This window comes from Syntrophotalea carbinolica DSM 2380 (genome assembly GCF_000012885.1).
GTDB lineage: Bacteria > Desulfobacterota > Desulfuromonadia > Desulfuromonadales > Syntrophotaleaceae > Syntrophotalea > Syntrophotalea carbinolica.
Genome location: NC_007498.2, coordinates 2,280,756 through 2,300,389, shown reverse-complemented (window position 1 = coordinate 2,300,389; position 19,634 = coordinate 2,280,756). Strand labels below are relative to the sequence as shown.

Below are 19,634 nucleotides of genomic sequence, written 5' to 3'. Positions count from 1 at the left end.
ACAACATGTTTTGTAACATTTTAAGGGCCGCCGGTCTTTACAGGGTGGCTCTGGTCGGGGTGTGCTTGCCGCTGTTGCTGGCATCATGGGGCCATGCTGGCGAGTATCGCACCCCGAGAGCCGGTGAACGTTTCACCACGGAATTGTTCGGTCAGTCGGTCACGGCACCGTCCCGGGATCGCTGTTCCGTGACCGCTTTGAACCTTGGCGTCCAATGGCTTGACGAGGCTCCCAGCGATTATGAACTGCAGCCCTATGGCGCTTATTTTCTATGGCGCAACACCGATAACGGCCGGCAGAGACTTCGTGCCGTGCTTGTGGGGGTGTACAACGAGGTGCGTTATCATGTGACACCCGATTGGTTGGGCAAAACCGAACTGGTCATGACGTTCGACAACATGACCGTTCCCATGGCACGTCAGGAATTCATCGAAGGGGTGAAAATCGAAGAGGAAGAACTGGAGTGGCATCGCCTTCACCTTGGTTTGGGCTTCGGTTGGCGGACCCCCCTGGCGCCAGGACACCAGGATAATGCCCTGGAAGTGGCTCTGACCTATGAGCCGGGAATGTTATGGTTCGATGACGGTAGCGATACCGTTGACGGTTTTCGACAACCCCGGGATACCTATGAGGGGAGAGTGCATATCCGTATGCGTGCCGATGCTCTCGAACGCAACATCATGGAACTGCCCCATGTCGGTTGGGCTGCAGGGTTTGATGGATGGTATGGGCATCGTGCGCGCTGGGACGATTGGGGGGCTGCGACCATATCGGGTATGCAGTCCGGGGAGGAGCATCGTACCTGGGTTGCCGGGCGCTTCTATGGCCTGGTCGCCATGCCTTCACCGCTGGGCGATGGCGAGCGCAACCGTCTGCTGGCTTCCGTATATGCAGGTATGGGCAAAGATCTCGATCGCTTCAGTGCTTTCCGCCTCGGTGGTGAACCGACCGGCGGGGAATGGGAGGCGCTATCGCGGCCGATGGTCTTGGGGGCGATCTTTGACGAGTTCTACAGTCGCAGTTATGCCATTGCCAATCTTGAATATCGACGCGAATTGCTGTTTTTCTGCTATCTGCATCTTCGCGGACAGTTAGCGGTCGTTGACAGGCCGCGGGTTAAAAACGGTTCTCTTGATTGGGAAATGGATACCCTGCCGGCCATCGGTGCGGCCGTAACCTGCGGGGCACCATGGAACTCCCAAATCGAACTCGGTTTGAGTTATAACTTCGGATTATTGCGTGAAGACGGTGGCGACAGCGATTTCGGCGCCTCCGCACTGACGTTGGGTTGGTCCAAGGAGTTCTGATCGGCGAATCTTTTCAATACGGTCTCGCCAAATGAGCTGGAAGCTCCTGCTTCGCTGAAGCGTATGCCTGCTGACAGCCAATCTTTCTGTATTGCCAGCTTGTGTGCTTTGTCACAATAGATATCACCGCCCCGGTATCCTGCCGGGGCGGTTTTGTTTGTCATGTATTTTGGTTTTATTGCCCAAAAAGAGTTGAAAGCCGCGTTGATTTATGTAAATCTCGTTGTGTAGCTTGCAACATATCGAAGGGTTTGTTTTCGATACAGGCTCTATGTTGTATCTGCGGAATCGTTTCCATCGTTACGCAGGGCATAAAAAGAGCCGGGTTGCACCTTACCTATTTGGCCGCTGGAGGGATATGACGATGTATTGTCGATCTCTTGCAGCGGCAATTTTTTTGTTTGGCGGGGAACGCGGGACGAGGTCGACAGCAAATAGACTTGCATTAGGCTGTATTCATGCGTATTTTGGATGCAAGAGACACCTAGGGACTGGCGGACGCGCAACGCAATGAGGCCATGGGAAAATCGCAGGCCGGTTAGCAGGGATATGTCACCTGTTGCCGATCGGTCGAACAATTACGGAAACTCGATGGCTTCCCTTTTCAGGTGTGAGGTTTATTTTTCAAGTCCGACAGCTTCGAGGAATATTTTCATTCGGAAACCGGGATAACTCTTTACGGTGCATTCCAATTTACGGAGGTTCAGAATGACATTGCACATCCAAAACAAGCTTATGCAAACGTTGCTCGGCAAGGCCGAAACCCTCAAGATCGAGGAGGTTCGCATCGGGGTGGGCTATTCGGCGGTGAAACTCGATAACGGACATGCCGGTCTCGCCTGGACGCCCCCCAATAGAGGCGGCGGGTGCACGCATCTTCACGCTGCAGGGACGCTGGGCGGGAAACCGGCGACGGAATTGCTGGCCGGTCTCGTCGAAGAACGGCCTTTACTGCGTGCTCTCGGGGTGGCTACGGCCAATGCGTTGCTTGCCGACAGCCCCAGTCCCGATGTTTCCACTGTCAATGCCCTGGAACCGCTGCGCATTACACCTTCCTGCCATGTGGTCATGGTGGGCTATTTTGGCCCTCTAGTGCGAGATTTACAGAATGTCGGATGCCGGCTTGACATTGTCGAACTCGATTCGAATCGTCCCGGTGTTCTGTCTCCGCAACAGGGGCAAAAGGTTTTGGGGGTCTGCGATGTTGCTATTTTAACCGGTACCAGCCTGATTACCGGTACTCTGGACGAGCTGTTCGCCTCTCTCGGTCGTCCCCGCAGTGCTGTGTTGCTGGGACCGTCGGCACCCTTGTGTGCCGAGGTCTTTGCCGATACGCCTCTGACCCAGATCTCCGGCGCCCGTGTTCTTGATTGTGACAGCGTTTTTCGGGTCATTTCGGAGGGGGGTGGCACCCCCTTGTTGAAGCGGCATGTCGCTTTTGAAACGCTGCTGTTTAATGCTGTGCCTGCTTGTGGCGCATGCCGGTAATCTCGTTTTTGGAAACCTTTCCGGCAGCCTCGATTACGCATGCGTTGTAATCATCTTTGCTTTCGTTTTATTTCGTTTTGCTCAGATTATTCTGGAGCATGTTCCTAAGGTTTTGGTATGATTGCAAAGAAGATATCGGTAACTTAGGCGCCAACGAGAGGTATGATATGTCATTTAGTGAACCTGTTAAGGATCAGCTTGATCTGTTCGGAGCGGTAGTTGACAATCTGGCCATCATGGTGGATATGGCACGCAGCGCTTTTAATCATCAGTGTCGTCAGATGTTAGCTGAAATGGAACACCACAAAGTGATCGTTGAGGAAGAGATCGCCCTGGCGACGGAGAGGATCGACAACCTGCTGGCTGAACTTTCCGCCAAAGACCAGGTCAACGCGATCAAACTGCACAGCGTACTGGCGCATTTGCAGATTGTTACCGAAGCGCTGGGCGAACTGGTTCATCCGCTGCGGCGGCAGATCAGCGACGGCGTTCCTTTCTCTCCCAAGGCATGTAGTCAGATCAATGATCTGCTCAAAGGGCATTTGGAGATTCTTCGCGCTTTGGCTGATGTCCTGAAAACAGATAACGATGTTCTTAAAACGTATATCAGCGATGAAAAAGGGCCCCAGGTCTGTTCCCTCTGTATCGAGTTCGCTACCGATCACGAGGCCCGGCTTATAGAGGGCTTGTGCACTCCCCATGCCGCACCATTATATCTTGGGATTCTCGATTGTCTGCGAGTTATGGCGCAGCATGAAATTTCCGTGGCACAGTTGCTGCGGGAGATTTCCAAGGCTGAAGGGCCTATGGCTTGATGGCTGTTTCGGCCACGGCTCAGTTACGGAAAAGGCCGGACGACAGTGTCCGGCCTTTTTTTACGATTGCGCTGAAGGTGGTTTCGGCTTTCGTCGACAGGTGACGTTTCCTGTCGTGGTTATTCGAGCGTTTGAGTCTGCTGCGGTACCAGCACGATCTGAATGCGCCGGTTTTGAGCCCGGCCCTGGGCCGTGGCATTGCTGGCGATCGGCATGTAGGGTCCGAATCCGCAGACGGATAAACGTTCGCCGGAAATTCCCAGGCGATCCTGCAGGAAATGCACCACGCTGCCGGCGCGAGCGGTCGACAGCTCCCAGTTGGAGCGGTAAATGTCCTTTAACCGGGGGCTGATGGGCACATTGTCGGTATGGCCTTCGACCCGAATGGATTTGTCGGCGGTATTCTTGAGGATGGTGCCAATGCGCTTGAGGATGTTGAGTCCGGCCGGTTTGATGTCGGCCTTGCCCGAATCGAAAAGAATCTTTTCCACCATGTTCACGGTCAGGCGGCCCTGCAGGTCCGAGATGGTCACTTCGCCGCGTTTGATTTCGCTTTCCAGTTTGTCGACCAGGTCATCGTAGGTTGTTTTCAGCTGCGCGATGCGTGCCTGGCGTGCCAGATGTTCCTGTTCCAGTTGCGAGTTCAAATGGCGTTTTTCCTCCTGCAGGCGATCAATATCCTGCCGCAGTTCGGTCATGGCTTGACCGGTTTCGGCACTGCGGTTGGCGAGGATTTTTTCCAGACGCGCGATGTCGGCTTTGGCGCGCAGGTTGTCCTGACGCAGCGTCACAGCCGTATTGCGGGAAGTTTCCAGTTGTTGCCCCAGTTCATCGTAACGAAGCGCCAGCTGTTTTTGCTGTTCCATCAGCTTGGCGTAGTCCTGTTCGAGATTGCTGCTGAGGGTTGCATAATGCTCGGCCTCATCGGATTTACGCTGAAAAGCGGATCGGCTGACGCAACCGCTGGCGAAAATGGCAATGATCAGGCTGATAGTGATGAACCGAAGGGTAACGCGCACGATAATGTTCCTCCTGTAAAGTCTGCCGCGGTGGGCGCCTGTGGATATTCCGACCATTGTTAAACAAAAAACCATCCACTTGTAAAGTACAAAGACCGTTTGCAGGGGCTTTATCCAAAGACCGGCAAGGACGGTTTCTGTTTTGGGGCCGATCGTGCGAAACGGATTTACCCTATAAGGGCATCGTGGGGGCAGCGTTGACGGACAGGTACGATTGCCGGGTTCGCGATGACAACATGATGTCGGGGTCGTTATCGAAATCGTGCCGGCTGTCGCGTGTGAGTCTGCAACGTATTGGTTGCGGGGGCTTCTGCGACCGTGATATAAAAAGGCTCGATGTTATTGTGTAAAGTTGTTTTAAATTCATCCTTGGAGAGAACCATGTTCGAAATAGATCGTATTATCCGGACCGCCCTGCAAGAGGATATCGGTCTTGGCGATATAACCACTCAGGCAACCATCGCAACCGGCACCACGGCCCGGGCGGAACTGGTTGCCAAGCAAGATTTCGTTTTGGCCGGGATCGATGTGGCTTGCCAGGTTTTTCATGTACTGGATCCTTCCATCGCTTTTGAAAAACTGCGGGAGGACGGTGTGCACGTGCAGCGTGGCGATGTCCTGGCCTGGATAAAGGGCGAGGCAGCCACCCTGTTGCAAGGTGAGCGAGTTGCCTTGAATCTTATGCAGCGCATGAGTGGTGTGGCTACCCATGCCGCAGCGTTTGTGAAAGAGCTGGAAGGCACCGGTGCGGCGGTGGTCGACACACGAAAGACCACGCCGGGGTTGCGTGTTCTTGAAAAATACGCGGTAAGGGTCGGTGGCGGCCGAAATCATCGCACCTCCCTTTACGACGGTGTTCTTATCAAGGAAAATCATGTTGCTGCGGCCGGAGGGATTGCCGTTGCGGTGGCCCGTGCACGTGAAACGGCGCCGCATACCTTGCGTATCGAGGTCGAAACACGCAATCTTGAGGAAGTCAAAGAAGCTTTGGTCGCCGGTGCCGACGTCATCATGCTCGATAACATGGATCTCGAAACATTGGCCGAGGCTGTCGCTTTGGTGGACGGAAATGCCGTGACGGAAGCTTCTGGCGGGGTAACGCTGGAGACCGTGCGCGGTATCGCCGAAACCGGTGTGGACCTGATTTCGGTGGGCGCCTTGACGCATTCCAGTCCGGCCGTCGACATTTCGATGCTTTTTCAATAACAGGCTATTATGACCGGGCAGGATGCACGCACAACCATACTCGCGTTATTTCGCGCGGCCGGCGACGGATTTGTCTCCGGTGCTCAGATCAGTCGTGCCCTGGGTGTTTCGCGTACCGCCATCTGGAAAAAGATCGAACAACTCCGTTTGTTGGGATATGCGATCGAGGCCGTGCCTTCCAAGGGCTACCGCTTGCAGGGCTCGCCCGATGTCCTGTTGGCTGCGGAGGTGCAGGCGAACCTGGAAACCGAGCGCATCGGCTGCGAAGTGATATACTACGCAGAGACCGATTCCACGAACCTGTGTGCCCACGAACTGGGCAAGGCCGGAGCGCCCGAGGGCAGCGTGGTGTTGGCGGACAGCCAGATCGCGGGACGGGGGCGACTCGGCCGTCGATGGTGTTCCCCCCCTGGAGTCAACCTGTACGCTTCGGTGCTGTTACGTCCTCCGGTGGCTCCCCGATATGCCAGCCAATTGACCTTTCTGTCCGCGGCCGCGGTGGCACGTACGGTGGCCGAAACCGGAAACCTTGCGGCGACGGTCAAATGGCCCAACGATGTGTTGGTGGGAGGGCGCAAAATTGCCGGCCTGTTGAACGAGTTGGACGCCGAAACTGAACAGATTCACTATCTGGTATTGGGGATTGGGGTCAATCTCAACATGCGGACCGAGCAGTTTCCGGAAGATTTGCGATATCCCGCTACCTCCATGATGTTGGAATGCGGCCGCAAAGTGTCGCGCCTCGATTTCGTTCGCTGTCTGCTGCGTCATCTCGATCATCTTTACGCTCTTTACCTTAGCGAAGGATTCCCTCCGGTGCTGGCCGTTTGGCAGCAATATTTCGACCTGGTGGGACGTAGCGTCGAAGTGGACCTTCAGGACCGTCGCATCATCGGGAAGGTCGCGGGGCTCGATAGCGATGGTGCGCTGTTGCTGGATCTTACGGATGGTACCCGGGAGCGGGTTCTGGCCGGCGACGTAAAACCGCTGTAGTTTCATCTATTCCGATGCTGGTTGGTTTCGTCCGACTCGCGTCATGGCTCACAAAATACTTAAGTACAAGTCTCGGTGGTTTTCGTAAACTACCGGCAGGAATATAGCCCGTTTACACGCTGGAGACCGTCAGCGTCCGACGCCGGGATTATGGGTGGACGCTGCCTGAATAAATGTGAAATTCAAAGGAACACTATGCTGCTGGTTATCGACGTCGGCAATACCAATACCGTTGTTGGACTTTATGAAGGGCAAACGCTGGCCTATAATTGGCGTATTACCACCGATAAAGGGCGTACCGGCGATGAATATGCCATGTTGCTGCACGAATTATTGCGTCTTGCCGGTGTCACCTTCGATCGCATAGAAGATGTGATCGTATCGAGTGTTGTGCCTCCGACGCTCCAGGCCATCGAGTCCCTGTGCCGCAAATATGTAGGACGCAGCCCTTATGTGGTCGGTCCGGGGATCAAGACGGGCATGCCGATTCTTTATGAAAACCCCCGTGAGGTGGGGGCTGATCGTATCGTCAATGCCGTGGCCGCTTTTGCCCGCTGGCAGCGGAGTTTGATCGTGGTCGATTTCGGTACGGCCACGACCTTCGATTACATTAATGCCAAGGGGCAGTACCACGGGGGCGCCATCGCTCCCGGGCTGAAGATCAGTGCCGATGCCTTGTTCGATAAAGCCAGCAAGCTGCCCCGGGTCGAGGTTTCCAGGCCGCCCACGGTGGTCGCCAAAAATACCGTCAACAGTATCCAGGCCGGGCTATTTTACGGTTATGTGGGCTTGGTCGACGGTATTGTCGAACGTATGAGAAAAGAAACCCGTGACGATCCCCTGGTTGTCGCTACCGGGGGCCTGGCCACTCTGATTGCCGACGAAACCCAAACCATACATGAGGTGGAAAGCGATTTAACTCTGGAAGGATTGCGCATTCTGTACCTGCGCAACAAGGGGTGATTTCCCTATAAAAATATTTTCTTCATGCTCACAACGGCAGCAGATTGCCGATACGATGTCATAAGCGGCGATGTTGTTTTATCCATCGCAGCGTTCGTTGTTTCCTTAGATGTGATTCTCACGCGCGTTCCCCCGGCGGGGAAAATGAAGGGAGAGACCATGGGAAAGTACGACACGGCTAAGTTGAGGAATTTGGGAGTTGTTGCACATGGCGGGGCGGGTAAGACCTCCCTGGTCGAGGCCATGCTGTTTTGCAGCGGGGTGACAGACCGATTGGGGCGGGTCGACGACGGCAGTTCATTGCTGGATTATCAGCCGGAAGAAATCAAAAGAACCAGTTCTATCGATGCCAGTTCCTGCTTTCTTCCCTGGAAGGAGCATGAGTTGCACATCCTCGATAGTCCGGGATATGCCAATTTTTTGCACGATACACGCAACTGTCTGCGTGTGGTTGATGGCCTGTTGTTGGTGGCTTCGGCTATTTCCGGGGTTAAATCCCAGACACAGAAAATGTGGGAATGGGGCCGCGAGTACAAGCTGCCGGCTGTCGCATTCGTAAGTAAGATGGACCGCGAGCGGGCCGATTTTCAAAAGGCCGTGGCAACCATGGCGGAGGCCCTGTCGATTCGTGCCGTGCCGCTGGTGTTGCCCATAGGCGCGGAAAATGAGTTTTCCGGTCTGATCGATCTGATTACCATGCAGGCGTACCGGTTTTCCGAGGATGCTTCGGGCGGGGTAGAGCCTGTTGAGATCCCCGGTGACTTGCAGGAAGAAGCTGAACTGCAGCGCATTGCCCTGGTGGAGGCCGCGGCCGAAACCGATGATGTGCTGATGGAAAAATATCTTGAAGAAGATAATTTGAGCGAGGCGGATATTCGTAGCGGGTTGCGGGTAGCGACCCTGTCCGGAGAGATTGTTCCGGTTTTGTGCGGCAGCGGTCCCGCCAATCGGGGGGTATCTTTTTTACTCGATGTGATTAATTTATGTTTGCCCTCGCCGGCGGATTGTCCGGTCCCTGTGGGCAGTGTGCCGGAATCCGGGGACCTGGCTGAACGGCAGGCGGCCAAGGATGCGCCCTTTTCCGCCTTGGTGTTCAAAACCATCAGTGACCCTTATACCGGCAAGTTGAATCTTTTGCGCGTTTATTCGGGAACGCTTGAATCCGATTCGACGACGGGCAACGCCAATCGCGATTGTACGGAGCGTATCGGTCAGTTGTATAAAATGGTCGGGAAAAAACAGGTGGCCGTCGATCGGGCCATGCCTGGTGAGATCGTGGCTGTGGCCAAGCTGAAGGAAACGGTCACCGGAGATACCTTGTGCGACCGTTCCCAACCCCTTTGTTTCGATTTTCCCGAGCCACTTAAACCGGTTATTTCCTTCGCGCTTGAGGCGCTCAGCAAGAACGATGAAGACAAGATCCATGCCTCCTTGCAGCGTTTGGTCGAGGAGGATCCGACACTGCAGTTGGTGCGCGATGAGGAAACGCATGAACTGATTTTGTCGGGCATGGGGCAGGTTCACGTGGAAGTCACGGTTGAAAAGCTCAAACGCAAATTCAATGTCGAGGTGGAACTCAAAGAACCGAAAGTCCCCTATCGAGAGACGTTACGCGGCTCTGCCAAGTTGCAAAGCAAGTATAAAAAACAGTCCGGTGGTCGGGGGCAGTATGCCGACGTGTGGCTCGAATTCAGTCCCTTGAGCCGTGGCGAAGGGTTCATGTTCGAAGATAAAATTGTGGGAGGCGCCGTGCCGCGTCAATATATTCCCGCCGTTGAAAAAGGTATCAGTGAGGCGGCCCGCACCGGTGTGCTGGCAGGATTCCCCACGGTGGACTTCAAGGTGACGCTGTTCGACGGTTCCTTTCACTCGGTGGATTCTTCGGAAATGGCTTTCAAGATCGCCGGTTCCATGGGGTTCAAGAAAGGGATTGAGATGGCGTCTCCGGTGTTGCTGGAACCGGTGATGAAAATGGAAATTACCGTCCCTGATGAATGCGTTGGCGATGTGATCGGGGATATGAATTCCCGTCGGGGTAAAGTCCTCGGTATGGATCCCAAAGCCGGCAATCAACAGGTCAATGTCATGGTGCCTCTGGCCGAGGTGCTCAAATATTCACCGGAGCTTCGTTCCATGACCTCGGATCGGGGCATGTTTACCATGGAATTCTCTCATTACGAGGAAGTTCCTGCCCATCTGACCAACAAGCTTCTCGCCGAACTGAAAGAGGCAGAATAAGCAATGCCGATCTTCTTTAGTGGGCGATGCGGAAAAGATCCGGCAAGGTGTGAGAATGCAGTCTGCCCGGGTTCCGGGTCATGCGACCGACGGCTGAAGGGGCCCGAGCAAACGATGCATTGACCTGCACAGGCCACTAAATCTATCCTGGCCGCCGACATGTGCCATTTGCCGGCGGCCTTTTTCTTTGATGAAAACAACAGGTAATGACTGCATCTGAAAATTCAAAAAACAAAAAATCGGTACGGTTGAAGGTTTCGCCACGTGTGGCGCGACTTGTGTCCGGTGATGCTGGCTGCGATGAGCAGGTGCAAGCCCTTCGCGGGCATCTGGATCTTAACGACGTAGAGTGGCTGACGCTGCTGGTTTATTTTGGACAGCGCGCCGACCGGGAACTCCTCCGGGAGGTTCGTCGGGCATTGGATACTTTTCCGGAGGATCGTTTGCGCCTCCTGGCTGCCGACAACTCGCTGCAGCTGCCTTTACTCGGTTTTTTGGCCAAGCGTTATGCGCACTGCCCTACCGTTGCCGATGCACTTCTGACGAATTCCGCGTTGCCCGCCGCGTTGCGTTCGCATCTGCGCAAAACGATGGCAGCATCCAGCAAACCTGTTGCGGACGAAGATGCCGGGGAAGCGGCTGAAGAGGCAGGTGCAAGCCAGCAGATGACGGACGCAACGGATCAGAACGAAAATCCGGCTGAGACCCAGCCTGAAGATGAAGAGCCTGAGGGTACTGAAAAACTCAGTAAATTTCAGATGGCCATGCAAATGGGGGTTGCAGAAAAGATCAAAGCAGCAATGACCGGGGATAAGGAATGGCGGAGTCTGCTCATCAGTGATTCGAATAAACTTGTTTCGTCGGCGGTTTTAAAGAATCCGCGCATTACCGAGGGGGAGGTGCAGACCATTGCCCGCAGCAAGTCGACCAATGACGAGCTGATTCGTATTATTCTGCTCAATCGGGAATGGGTCAAGAATTACAGTATCAAACTCGCTCTGGTATTGCATCCTCGTACGCCGATCGGGAATGCCTTGCGTTTTATGGGGTTTCTGACGGAAAAAGACCTCAAGAATATGGTGAAAAGCCGCGAAATATCACCGGTGATTGTCAATAACGCCCGACGGATACTGATGGCCAAGTCAAAACGCAGCTAAACCCGTTGATGGCAGATGCGGGGGCGTTTGATTTTTCTCCGGATCCTTTTTGGGGATGGGGTTGCTCAAGTCCGGTCGAGGGCAGAGGCAATGGTGTCGGGGAAAAATGCCCGGCCGGTGGCGTGGGACTATTTTTATTCTAAAATATGATATATTCTTAATATCCCGAGGGGGACCCGGGATGCAACAGGATTTCTTTCGGGAACAGGCCGAACCATAGTGCGGGGCCAGAGGGCAAATCGCACTTAATCGATAAAAACAATCGCAGTGGAGGAGATAGGATTTATGAAGGGCAGTATCGTTGCAGTATGTGTAAGCCCCGGAAAGGGCGAACGCAAAAAAAACGTGGGACAAGGTGTGCTGGTCGAAGGGTTTGGCCTCGAAGGCGATGGTCATGGGGGCGACTGGCACCGTCAGGTCAGCCTGCTGGCCATGGAGAGCATCGCGTCCATGCAGGCCAAAGGCTTGGATGTCAAACCCGGCGATTTCGCTGAAAATCTTACCACCGAAGGCTTGGAACTGTTTACCCTGCCCATCGGGACGCGACTGCAGATCGGTGAGGATGTGATGCTGGAGGTGTCCCAGATCGGAAAAGTCTGTCATACACGCTGTGCCATCTATCATCAGGCCGGAGATTGCGTGATGCCGCGCGAAGGAATCTTTGCCGTGGTGCTTAAGGGCGGACCGGTAAAAACCGGCGATGTGGTGGAGGTTTTGCCACCTTTGGCCAAGGAGACTTCGGCATGAGCGAGTTTGCCTTCACCATCGGTATTTTGACCCTTTCCGATAAAGGGGCGCGTGGTGAGCGGGAAGATCTCAGTGGTCAGGTCATTCGCGAGATGATTGCTCCGATTGGCAAGGTCACCCACTACAAGGTCGTTCCCGATGACCTGGATACCATCGTCGAAACCCTGGTGGAATGGGTGGATCGGGATGAGGTGGATCTGATTCTCACAACCGGCGGTACGGGACTCAGCCCCAGAGACGTTACCCCCGAAGCGACCGCCCGTATTCTCGACTGGGAAATACCGGGAATGGCCGAGGCGATGCGCGTGGCGAGCATGCAAAAAACTCCTCATGCCATGTTGTCCCGGGCCAAGGTGGGGGTGCGGCGCCGTTCCATGGTCATTAATTTGCCTGGCAGTCCCAAGGGGGTGCGCGAAAACCTTGAAGTCGTCATGCCTGCGCTGGGGCACGGTCTGAGCAAGCTTAAGGGCGACCCGTCCGATTGCGCTCAATAGGTTCAAAGACGTGAATCTTTTGGATACGGGTTTAATTCATTACGACATTTCCCTTTTGGGAAGGCTCCTCCTGGCGGCTTTGCTGGGTGCGATGCTCGGTTTTGAGCGGGAGATCCATGGCCGGCCGGCCGGTTTTCGTACCCATCTGCTGGTAACCATGGGAGCCTGTTTGATGATGGTGGTTTCGGAGTATTTTTATACCAGGTACCATGTTCTCAGCAGTAGCGGTTCCATGCGCATCGATCCCGGCAGGGTTGCCGCCCAGATTGTCACGGGGATCGGTTTTCTCGGTGCCGGGGCGATTATCAAGGATGGCTCCGCGATTCGAGGGTTGACGACGGCAGCCTGTTTGTGGATCGCGGCAGGTATCGGAATGGCCGTTGGTGTCGGGCTGTATGTGCCGGCGTTGGCCGTTACCGGCATGGCGGTAGGCGCTCTGATGTTCCTCAAGCGACTGGAGGACGCCATGGCGAAAGACAGTTATGCCGATCTGACGATCTTTTGCGACCCTGATCCTGCCGTCAGTTCTTCGCTTGAAGCATTGCTCGACGACCGGGGGCTGAGGCGGGTCGAAACCGCAATGGAAAAAGATAAGGTAGCGCAGGAAGTGCGCTACGATTTTGTTGTTAAAAAGTTTGGTGGTATGGATTTCAGAACTTTTGTGGATGAGCTTGCAGCGATTCCGGGAGTGCGCAAAGTCCGCTATCGCTGACGCTACGAAAGAGGAGTTACTCACCCTGCATATTTTTTCAGAGAGGAACCGTTGCTATGATGTCGCCTCAGGATGTTAAGACAACCATTCTGCTTGCCGATGGCACCCGTACCATTCTTGATCTGGAAAAATCGTTTTTTCGCAGGGAGCAATATAATGTTCATACGGCAACCGGCGCTCGGGAGGTTTTTGATCTTGCTGTCAAGCACCAACCGGATATTCTCTTTATGGGCGCCGAGTTGTGCGATATGTGCGGGGCCGAGATGTGTCTGAGGCTGAAAGCGCACCCCAGTCTTTGTCGTCTGGCAGTGGTGCTGCTGGTTCAGCCCAACATGCCTGATCAGTTGTTGCGCTGTCAGCGGGCAGGTTGTGATGATATCCTGCAGAGACCGCCCCGGCGGCATCAGTTTCTGCAAGCCATAGAGAAGCACCTGCAGGTTCCAAGGCGGGCGGCGCCGCGCGTTCAAGTTCATATGCATGTCAAATATCGGGAACCATCGGGCGAACATGATTTAACTCATTATTCCGTCAACGTCAGCACCGGCGGATTTTTTATCGAAACCCGCGCCCCGTTGCCGGTCGATACGCCATTGCGGCTCGAGTTTACCATTCCCGGGCATGTGAATCCGATTTGCTGCCAGGGCAGGGTGGCCTGGATCAATGCCCTTGACGAGTCCCGGACAAAGCGATTGCCGGAAGGTATGGGGGTGCAGTTTATAGGATTGACTCTTGAGGATATGGCGGTCATAAGGGCTTTTGTCATGCGCTCGCTTGTTGTCCCCGATTGGTAACTTTATTTGATTTTCCCAAGGTTTTTAAAACGCTCCGTCAGGAGCGTTTTTTTTATTTGGAGCGACGGGGGTGTGGGAGACCGGGCCCACGAATGTTTGAACGAATAGAGTTTGACCGAGAGGTGTCTTTGTGATATTCAAAACGCCAAATAAAGACGGTGTTTTATTTTTATTCATGTCGAATGTGGGGAACATAAGGATTTAGAGCCATATGGAAGGAACGGGTGATATGGGCAAAAGTCTGCATTTTACCATGGGACAATTGCTGGAACACATGGCGATAAAGTATCCGGATAACGACGCTTTGGTATACCCCGACCAGGGGTTGCGTTACTCCTATAAGGAGTTTAATGCCATCTGCGATGGCGTGGCCAAAGGCCTTTTGGCTATGGGGGTCGGCAAGGGCGACCACATTGCCATCTGGGCAACGAATGTGCCCCAGTGGGTGATCCTGCAATTTGCGTCGGCAAAAATCGGCGCCATTCTGGTTACCGTCAATACCAACTATAAAGCCGTTGAACTGGAATATGTGCTTAAGCAGTCGGATACCACGACTCTTTTTTTGGTGTCGGGTTTCAAGGATACCGATTACGTCGAAACCCTCTACAGTGTGGTGCCTGAATTGCGGAATGCGGAACCGGGACAGCTGCAGTCCGAGCGGCTTCCGTTCCTGAAAAATGTCGTCTTTCTTGGTGAGCGGGATTATGCCGGTATGCGTCGCTGGCATGATCTGGAAGTTCTCGGGGAGGGGGTCGAAAACGATCAACTCAGTGCTGTGCAGAAGCTTCTCGACGAGCACCAGGTTATCAATATGCAGTACACCTCCGGAACTACCGGGTTTCCCAAGGGGGTGATGCTGACGCACCACAATGTCATCAATAATGGTTTCAATATCGGTGAATGCATGCGTTTTACGGAAAAAGACCGATTGTGCATACCGGTACCTTTTTTCCATTGCTTCGGCTGTGTCCTCGGGGTGATGGCCTGCGTGACCCACGGTAGCACCATGGTGCCGGTGGAGACATTCAGTGCCGAAGCTGTTTTGCGCACCGTCCAGACCGAGAGGTGCACCGCGCTGCACGGTGTGCCGACCATGTTTATCGCCGAACTCGATCATCCCGCTTTTGACCGCTACGATTTAAGCAGTCTCAGAACGGGTATCATGGCCGGTTCGCCTTGTCCCACTGAGGTCATGAAACGTGTCATTCGCGAAATGTACATGACGGAAATCACCATCGCTTATGGGCAGACCGAATCGTCGCCGGTCATTACTCAGACGCGCACTGACGACCCTGTGGAATTGCGTGTTGCCACCGTCGGGCGTGCCCTGCCCGACGTAGAGGTCAAGATTGCTGATATCGAGACAGGTCAACGCCTGCCCCCAGGGCGCCAGGGTGAGCTCTGCACCCGCGGTTATCTGGTCATGAAGGGTTACTACAAAATGCCCGACGAAACGGCGCGGGTTATCGATGAGGACGGCTGGCTGCATACGGGCGATCTGGCGGTGATGGATGAAAACGGGTATTGCAAGATTACCGGTCGCATCAAAAATATGATCATTCGGGGAGGGGAAAATATCTATCCCCGTGAAATTGAAGAATTCCTCTATACCCATTCCAAGGTAGCCGACGTGCAGGTGTATGGGGTTCCCGATGTGAAATATGGCGAGCAGGTCATGGCAGCGATCAAACTTAAAGAAAACACCTCGGCTACCTCGGAGGAGATTCAGGATTTTTGTCGTGGCCGTATCGCAAATTACAAAGTTCCCCGATACATCAAGTTTGTCGATGAGTTTCCCATGACCGCCAGCGGGAAAATCCAGAAATTCAAATTGCGTGAAATGGCCATCATGGAATTGCAACTCGAAGCTGCCGGCTCGGTGGAAACGGCATGAATGGTTATGCCGCCGACAGCTGGACCGATAGAGTTCCGGTGGAGGAACTTCGAGCGCGCTGGCAGCATTTGCAAAAGGCTATGGCCGCAGTCGGTCTTGAAGCTGCCGTGGTCATGCAAAATGCGGATCTGTATTATTTTTCAGGTACCTTGCAAAGTGGCGTGTTATATATACCGGTTGAAGGCGATCCCTTGTATGCTGTACGCCGTGATGTGTGCCGTGCCCGCCGTGAGAGCTATGTGCCCAGCATTGTACCTTTTCGCAGTTTCCGGGAACTGCCGGGCATTGTAGCCGATCATGGTTTGCCCCGTGTAGAACGCGTCGGCATGGAACTCGACGTGTTGCCGGTGGCAACGTTTCAGCGCGTGAGTCACGCCCTGGGGGATCCGCATGTCGAGGATCTTACCCCGTTGGTGAGGTCTTTGCGTTCGGTGAAATCCGCATGGGAACTGGAGCGCATGCGTCAGGCGGGTCGTCAGCTCGATGAAAGTTGGCGACTGGCGACGCAGATGGCTTGCGAGGGGCTTAGTGATCTTGACCTGGCTGTTGCCCTGGAAGGTTTGGCGCGACGGCGTGGCCACCCCGGTTATGCCCGCATGCGGGCTTTTAACGGGGAGGTCGCCATGGGCCTGGTATTGGCGGGGGCGGACGGCGCCGCATCAAGTTTTCGCAATACGCCCCTGGGCGGCGCAGGCCTGCATCCTTCCGTCGGATTCGGCCCCAGCGGGCGACGCCTGCGCCCCGGTCAACCGGTGACTGTGGATCTGATCGGATTCTATAACGGGTATCTGGCTGACCAGACCCGTACCCTGGCTTTGGGGTATCTTGACGAGCCTTTGTGCCGGGCTTACGAGGCCATGTGCCAGATCCAGGATCTGCTGAAGAAATCCGCTCTTCCCGGAGTAGCCTGGGGGCAGTTGTACGACGATTGTTGCCGATTGGCGTCCGAGCTTGGCTATGCCCGGCATTTCATGGGACAGGAGGGCTCCCAGGTATCTTTTATCGGGCACGGCATCGGCCTGGAGATTGACGAATATCCCTTTATAGCTCGGGGGTTCCGGGATCAGGTGCTGCGGGAAAACATGACCTTTGCCTTTGAGCCCAAAGCGGTTTTCCCCGGTCAAGGTGCGGTCGGCATCGAAAACACATTCGTGGTAACCGCTGCCGGTGTGGAACCCCTGACCCTTTCCGACGAGACCCTGTGCATCTTGTGATTTTCGCACAACTGGCAAGACCGGACCTTGCCATGACAGAGAAGACTCACCATGACTTTCAGAAAACCGATACTTTCCTTTGCCGCCGGGGTTGTCCCGGCGGCAATGCTTTTGTCGCTGGCGATTCTTCTTCCGGCGGCTAACGCAGCCGATGGCAGTCCCCCCCTGGATTGCCGAGGCTGCCACCGTGTCCTGCCGGTTGCGCACCCGTCGGTCGAAGGCCACCGCAGTGACTGTATGCAATGTCATGCGGGCCATGCCATGGGGGCAGCGGTTACGCCATCCCCGGCAGACAACCAACACCGCCGTCATACGGTATGGCTAACGCCGCGGCGTATCGAAAATCTTGGCGTTTTCCTGTTTCTATCCGGTTTGTTGGGCCCTGTGGTACACGGCCTGCTGTTTCTGTTCTCGGTTGGCATGCGCAGGCCTTCCGTTGTCGATCCCGAAGTCCCCCAGCTTCCCCCTTGCTCCATATTGTTGCGCTGCTGGCATGCGCTTAATGCCATAAGCGTAATGTTTCTTAGCGCCAGCGGGTTTGCTTTACGCTGGCTGCATGCCGGCAGCGGGATGCCGGCGGCGGCCCGTATCGTGCGTTGGCACAGCATGGTCGGGGGGCTGTACCTATTGGTCTGGGGGGGATGGATGGGGCTTAAATTGTCATCCGTCGGCCATGCCCAACGCTATCGACGACCGGCCGAGGGGTGGGTGAAAGGCATCGAAAAACAGCTGGCATATTACGGGTGGGGAATCTTTTGGGGTGCGCCTCGACCTCATGCCAACGAAGTTTTCAATCCGTTGCAGGCGGCGGTTTATTTGCTTGTCATGGGGGTTCTTTTGCCGGGGGTATTGCTGACCGGCCTCGGATTGTTGTCCATGCGGAGTGCCGTTATGGCGGCACTACGTCCGTGGCGAAGTTTGTTTCTGGAAGGGCATTATCTGTTGGGGTGCCTGCTGTTGGGGTTTTTTTTCGTACATCTGTACCTGGCCATCTGGGGGCCGGGCGGGCGTCTCTGGAAACGATCGTAGCGATCTGTATCGGAGGTCATGTCGCATCAATGCCGGGTCTTGTTCCGGTCTCTGGTAACCGGTTTTTCCTGAAGGGAATTTCTGCCGGATTCCGAGTTGAGAGGTTCTCCCCTTTATTGGGTATCGCAAAGGAGCCGGAGTCCCCTGGGGGGCTCCGGCTCCTTTGGTTTTAAATGCCCAGGCGTTTGATTTTTTCGACCAGGGTCGTGCGTTTGATATTTAAAAGGCTGGCGGCACGGGCCTTGACGCCGCCACTCAGACCCATGGCGGATTTGATCAGGCAGCGTTCGATACCGGCGATGACTTCGGGCATATCCATGCCGGATTCGGTCAGGCGCGGACAGGAAATCTGGGGATCTTCATCTTCGCAGCAACTGCCGCTGATATTGGCCGGCAGATCGCTTTTGCCGATCGCTATGCTGTCCGTGAGGGTAACGGTTCGCTCGATGACGTTTTCCAGTTCGCGCACATTGCCGGGCCAATGATAATTTTCCAGGCAATTCATGGCCCCGGGGGTAATGGAAATAAGCGGTTGGTTCATTTCGGTGCAGGTCTTCTGGAGAAAGTAGCGGGCCAGCAGGGCGATATCCTCGCGTCGTTCACGCAGGGGCGGCAGGGCGATGGGGATAACGTTCAGGCGGTAGTAGAGATCCGCCCGAAACCGGCCTTGTTCAACTTCTTCCTCCAGATTGCAGTTGGTGGCCGAGATGACACGTACGTCAAGCTTGATTTTTTTGGAAGAACCGACTTTCTCGACTTCCTGTTCCTGCAATACGCGCAGCAGCTTCATCTGCAGATGCAGTGGCATCGTGCCGATTTCATCAAGAAAAATCGTGCCCTGGTGGGCCTGCTGAAATTTACCCGTTTTGTCGGCAACAGCCCCCGTAAAAGCGCCGCGGACATGACCGAAGAGTTCACTCTCCAGCAGTTCGGCGGGAATCGCCCCGCAATTTATGGCGACGAACGGTTTTTCCCTCCGATGTCCGTTGTAATGAATGGCTTTGGCGACAAGTTCCTTGCCGGTTCCCGATTCGCCGAGAATGAGAATCGTGGAATCGGTGTTGAGTACTTTTTCCATGCGAGAAAAAACATATTGCATGGGCAGGCTGTTGCCAATGATGTTGTCGAACCGATATTTTCCGCGCAGTTGCTGTCGCAGATAGAGGTTTTCGGCCACCAGTCGGCTTTTTTCCACCGCCTTGGCGATTATCACCTGGAGCTTTTCGAAATGCAAAGGCTTGGTAATATAGTCGAAGGCACCTTCTTTCATGGCTTCGACCGCCGATTCAGCGGAACCCTTGCCGGTGATCAGGATAACGTTGGTAAAGGGCCATTGCTCTTTGACGCGTTTAAGGATTTCGATGCCGCTGACTCCTGGCAGGAAGAGGTCGGTAAGAATGACCTCGAAGGGCGTTTTGCTCAGGATTTCAAGGGCTTTTTCACCGGTTTCAGCTGTGGTGACCTGATATCCGGCATTGCCGAGAAGCAGGGCGATCGCTTCTCGATTGGCCGCTTCGTCTTCGATAACCAGAATCTGTGATATGTTTTTCATGGTGCAGCCTGCAGA

At 54.7% G+C, this 19,634-nt stretch carries 17 protein-coding genes; 15 read left to right on the top strand and 2 right to left on the bottom strand.

Translation table 11 applies throughout. The features are described 5' to 3' along the window. The first annotated feature begins 5 nt into the window (after positions 1–5). From PCAR_RS10890 to PCAR_RS10880, 3 genes are all read left to right on the top strand, one after another. The gene (locus PCAR_RS10890) at positions 6–1,307 is read left to right on the top strand and encodes a hypothetical protein (RefSeq protein WP_011341724.1); all 1,302 of its coding nucleotides are present in this window, start codon (positions 6–8) and stop codon (positions 1,305–1,307) included. Between the two features lie 708 nt (positions 1,308–2,015). Then, a complete protein-coding gene (locus PCAR_RS10885; RefSeq protein ID WP_011341722.1) occupies positions 2,016–2,795 on the top strand; it encodes a DUF364 domain-containing protein in 780 nt (259 codons plus the stop codon). A gap of 167 nt (positions 2,796–2,962) precedes the next feature. After that, complete coding sequence (locus PCAR_RS10880) at positions 2,963–3,610, top strand: hypothetical protein (protein ID WP_011341721.1); 648 nt, start codon at positions 2,963–2,965, stop codon at positions 3,608–3,610. A gap of 119 nt (positions 3,611–3,729) precedes the next feature. Here PCAR_RS10880 and PCAR_RS10875 read toward each other — a convergent pair whose 3' ends face one another. Next, positions 3,730–4,629, bottom strand: coding sequence for an OmpA/MotB family protein (locus PCAR_RS10875; RefSeq protein ID WP_011341720.1), 900 nt, complete (start codon positions 4,627–4,629; stop codon positions 3,730–3,732). A 381-nt stretch (positions 4,630–5,010) separates the two neighbouring features. Here PCAR_RS10875 and nadC point away from each other — a divergent pair, with 381 nt between their 5' ends. The 12 genes from nadC (at position 5,011) to PCAR_RS10815 (ending at position 18,067) form a co-directional block, all read left to right on the top strand. Continuing rightward, positions 5,011–5,835, top strand: a complete 825-nt coding sequence (gene nadC / locus PCAR_RS10870; protein ID WP_011341719.1) for a carboxylating nicotinate-nucleotide diphosphorylase — start codon at positions 5,011–5,013, stop codon at positions 5,833–5,835. A 9-nt stretch (positions 5,836–5,844) separates the two neighbouring features. Then, positions 5,845–6,828, top strand: a complete 984-nt coding sequence (locus tag PCAR_RS10865; RefSeq protein WP_011341718.1) for a biotin--[acetyl-CoA-carboxylase] ligase — start codon at positions 5,845–5,847, stop codon at positions 6,826–6,828. A 195-nt stretch (positions 6,829–7,023) separates the two neighbouring features. Further along, positions 7,024–7,791, top strand: coding sequence for a type III pantothenate kinase (locus tag PCAR_RS10860; protein WP_011341717.1), 768 nt, complete (start codon positions 7,024–7,026; stop codon positions 7,789–7,791). A 159-nt stretch (positions 7,792–7,950) separates the two neighbouring features. After that, complete coding sequence (gene fusA, locus PCAR_RS10855) at positions 7,951–10,029, top strand: elongation factor G (protein ID WP_011341716.1); 2,079 nt, start codon at positions 7,951–7,953, stop codon at positions 10,027–10,029. Positions 10,030–10,235: 206 nt separating this feature from the next. Next, positions 10,236–11,186 carry a hypothetical protein gene (locus tag PCAR_RS17880; RefSeq protein WP_011341715.1) on the top strand — a complete coding sequence of 317 codons (951 nt, stop codon included), beginning with the start codon at positions 10,236–10,238 and terminating at the stop codon, positions 11,184–11,186. 285 nt (positions 11,187–11,471) lie between these two features. Then, the gene (locus PCAR_RS10845) at positions 11,472–11,933 is read left to right on the top strand and encodes an MOSC domain-containing protein (RefSeq protein ID WP_011341714.1); all 462 of its coding nucleotides are present in this window, start codon (positions 11,472–11,474) and stop codon (positions 11,931–11,933) included. Then, positions 11,930–12,427 carry a MogA/MoaB family molybdenum cofactor biosynthesis protein gene (locus PCAR_RS10840; protein ID WP_011341713.1) on the top strand — a complete coding sequence of 166 codons (498 nt, stop codon included), beginning with the start codon at positions 11,930–11,932 and terminating at the stop codon, positions 12,425–12,427. Before PCAR_RS10845 ends, PCAR_RS10840 begins: the two co-directional genes overlap by 4 nt. A 55-nt stretch (positions 12,428–12,482) precedes the next feature. Further along, positions 12,483–13,139, top strand: coding sequence for an MgtC/SapB family protein (locus tag PCAR_RS10835; RefSeq protein WP_245523284.1), 657 nt, complete (start codon positions 12,483–12,485; stop codon positions 13,137–13,139). A gap of 56 nt (positions 13,140–13,195) precedes the next feature. Beyond that, the gene (locus tag PCAR_RS10830; protein WP_011341711.1) at positions 13,196–13,930 is read left to right on the top strand and encodes a TIGR02266 family protein; all 735 of its coding nucleotides are present in this window, start codon (positions 13,196–13,198) and stop codon (positions 13,928–13,930) included. Between the two features lie 229 nt (positions 13,931–14,159). Then, entirely contained in the window at positions 14,160–15,824 is a 1,665-nt protein-coding gene (locus PCAR_RS10825) for an AMP-binding protein (RefSeq protein WP_011341710.1), read from the top strand. Next, positions 15,821–17,038: a M24 family metallopeptidase gene (locus PCAR_RS10820; protein ID WP_011341709.1), complete on the top strand. Its 1,218-nt coding sequence runs from the start codon at positions 15,821–15,823 to the stop codon at positions 17,036–17,038. The genes PCAR_RS10825 and PCAR_RS10820 overlap by 4 nt, the downstream gene beginning before the upstream one ends. 51 nt (positions 17,039–17,089) lie before the next feature. Next, the gene (locus PCAR_RS10815; protein ID WP_011341708.1) at positions 17,090–18,067 is read left to right on the top strand and encodes a cytochrome b/b6 domain-containing protein; all 978 of its coding nucleotides are present in this window, start codon (positions 17,090–17,092) and stop codon (positions 18,065–18,067) included. A gap of 169 nt (positions 18,068–18,236) precedes the next feature. Here the strand turns inward: PCAR_RS10815 and PCAR_RS10810 are convergent, their stop codons facing one another. After that, positions 18,237–19,619: a sigma-54-dependent transcriptional regulator gene (locus PCAR_RS10810; protein ID WP_011341707.1), complete on the bottom strand. Its 1,383-nt coding sequence runs from the start codon at positions 19,617–19,619 to the stop codon at positions 18,237–18,239. Positions 19,620–19,634: the final 15 nt, after the last annotated feature.

Excerpts from the sequence above, each read along its gene's own strand:
- PCAR_RS10890 (WP_011341724.1), top strand. The coding sequence starts at position 6 with ATGTTTTGTAACATTTTAAGGGCCGCCGGTCTTTACAGGGTGGCTCTG.
- PCAR_RS10885 (WP_011341722.1), top strand. The coding sequence starts at position 2,016 with ATGACATTGCACATCCAAAACAAGCTTATGCAAACGTTGCTCGGCAAG.
- PCAR_RS10880 (WP_011341721.1), top strand. The coding sequence starts at position 2,963 with ATGTCATTTAGTGAACCTGTTAAGGATCAGCTTGATCTGTTCGGAGCG.
- nadC (WP_011341719.1), top strand. The coding sequence starts at position 5,011 with ATGTTCGAAATAGATCGTATTATCCGGACCGCCCTGCAAGAGGATATC.
- PCAR_RS10865 (WP_011341718.1), top strand. The coding sequence starts at position 5,845 with ATGACCGGGCAGGATGCACGCACAACCATACTCGCGTTATTTCGCGCG.
- PCAR_RS10860 (WP_011341717.1), top strand. The coding sequence starts at position 7,024 with ATGCTGCTGGTTATCGACGTCGGCAATACCAATACCGTTGTTGGACTT.
- fusA (WP_011341716.1), top strand. The coding sequence starts at position 7,951 with ATGGGAAAGTACGACACGGCTAAGTTGAGGAATTTGGGAGTTGTTGCA.
- PCAR_RS17880 (WP_011341715.1), top strand. The coding sequence starts at position 10,236 with ATGACTGCATCTGAAAATTCAAAAAACAAAAAATCGGTACGGTTGAAG.
- PCAR_RS10845 (WP_011341714.1), top strand. The coding sequence starts at position 11,472 with ATGAAGGGCAGTATCGTTGCAGTATGTGTAAGCCCCGGAAAGGGCGAA.
- PCAR_RS10840 (WP_011341713.1), top strand. The coding sequence starts at position 11,930 with ATGAGCGAGTTTGCCTTCACCATCGGTATTTTGACCCTTTCCGATAAA.
- PCAR_RS10830 (WP_011341711.1), top strand. The coding sequence starts at position 13,196 with ATGATGTCGCCTCAGGATGTTAAGACAACCATTCTGCTTGCCGATGGC.
- PCAR_RS10825 (WP_011341710.1), top strand. The coding sequence starts at position 14,160 with ATGGGCAAAAGTCTGCATTTTACCATGGGACAATTGCTGGAACACATG.
- PCAR_RS10820 (WP_011341709.1), top strand. The coding sequence starts at position 15,821 with ATGAATGGTTATGCCGCCGACAGCTGGACCGATAGAGTTCCGGTGGAG.
- PCAR_RS10815 (WP_011341708.1), top strand. The coding sequence starts at position 17,090 with ATGACTTTCAGAAAACCGATACTTTCCTTTGCCGCCGGGGTTGTCCCG.
- PCAR_RS10810 (WP_011341707.1), bottom strand. The coding sequence starts at position 19,619 with ATGAAAAACATATCACAGATTCTGGTTATCGAAGACGAAGCGGCCAAT.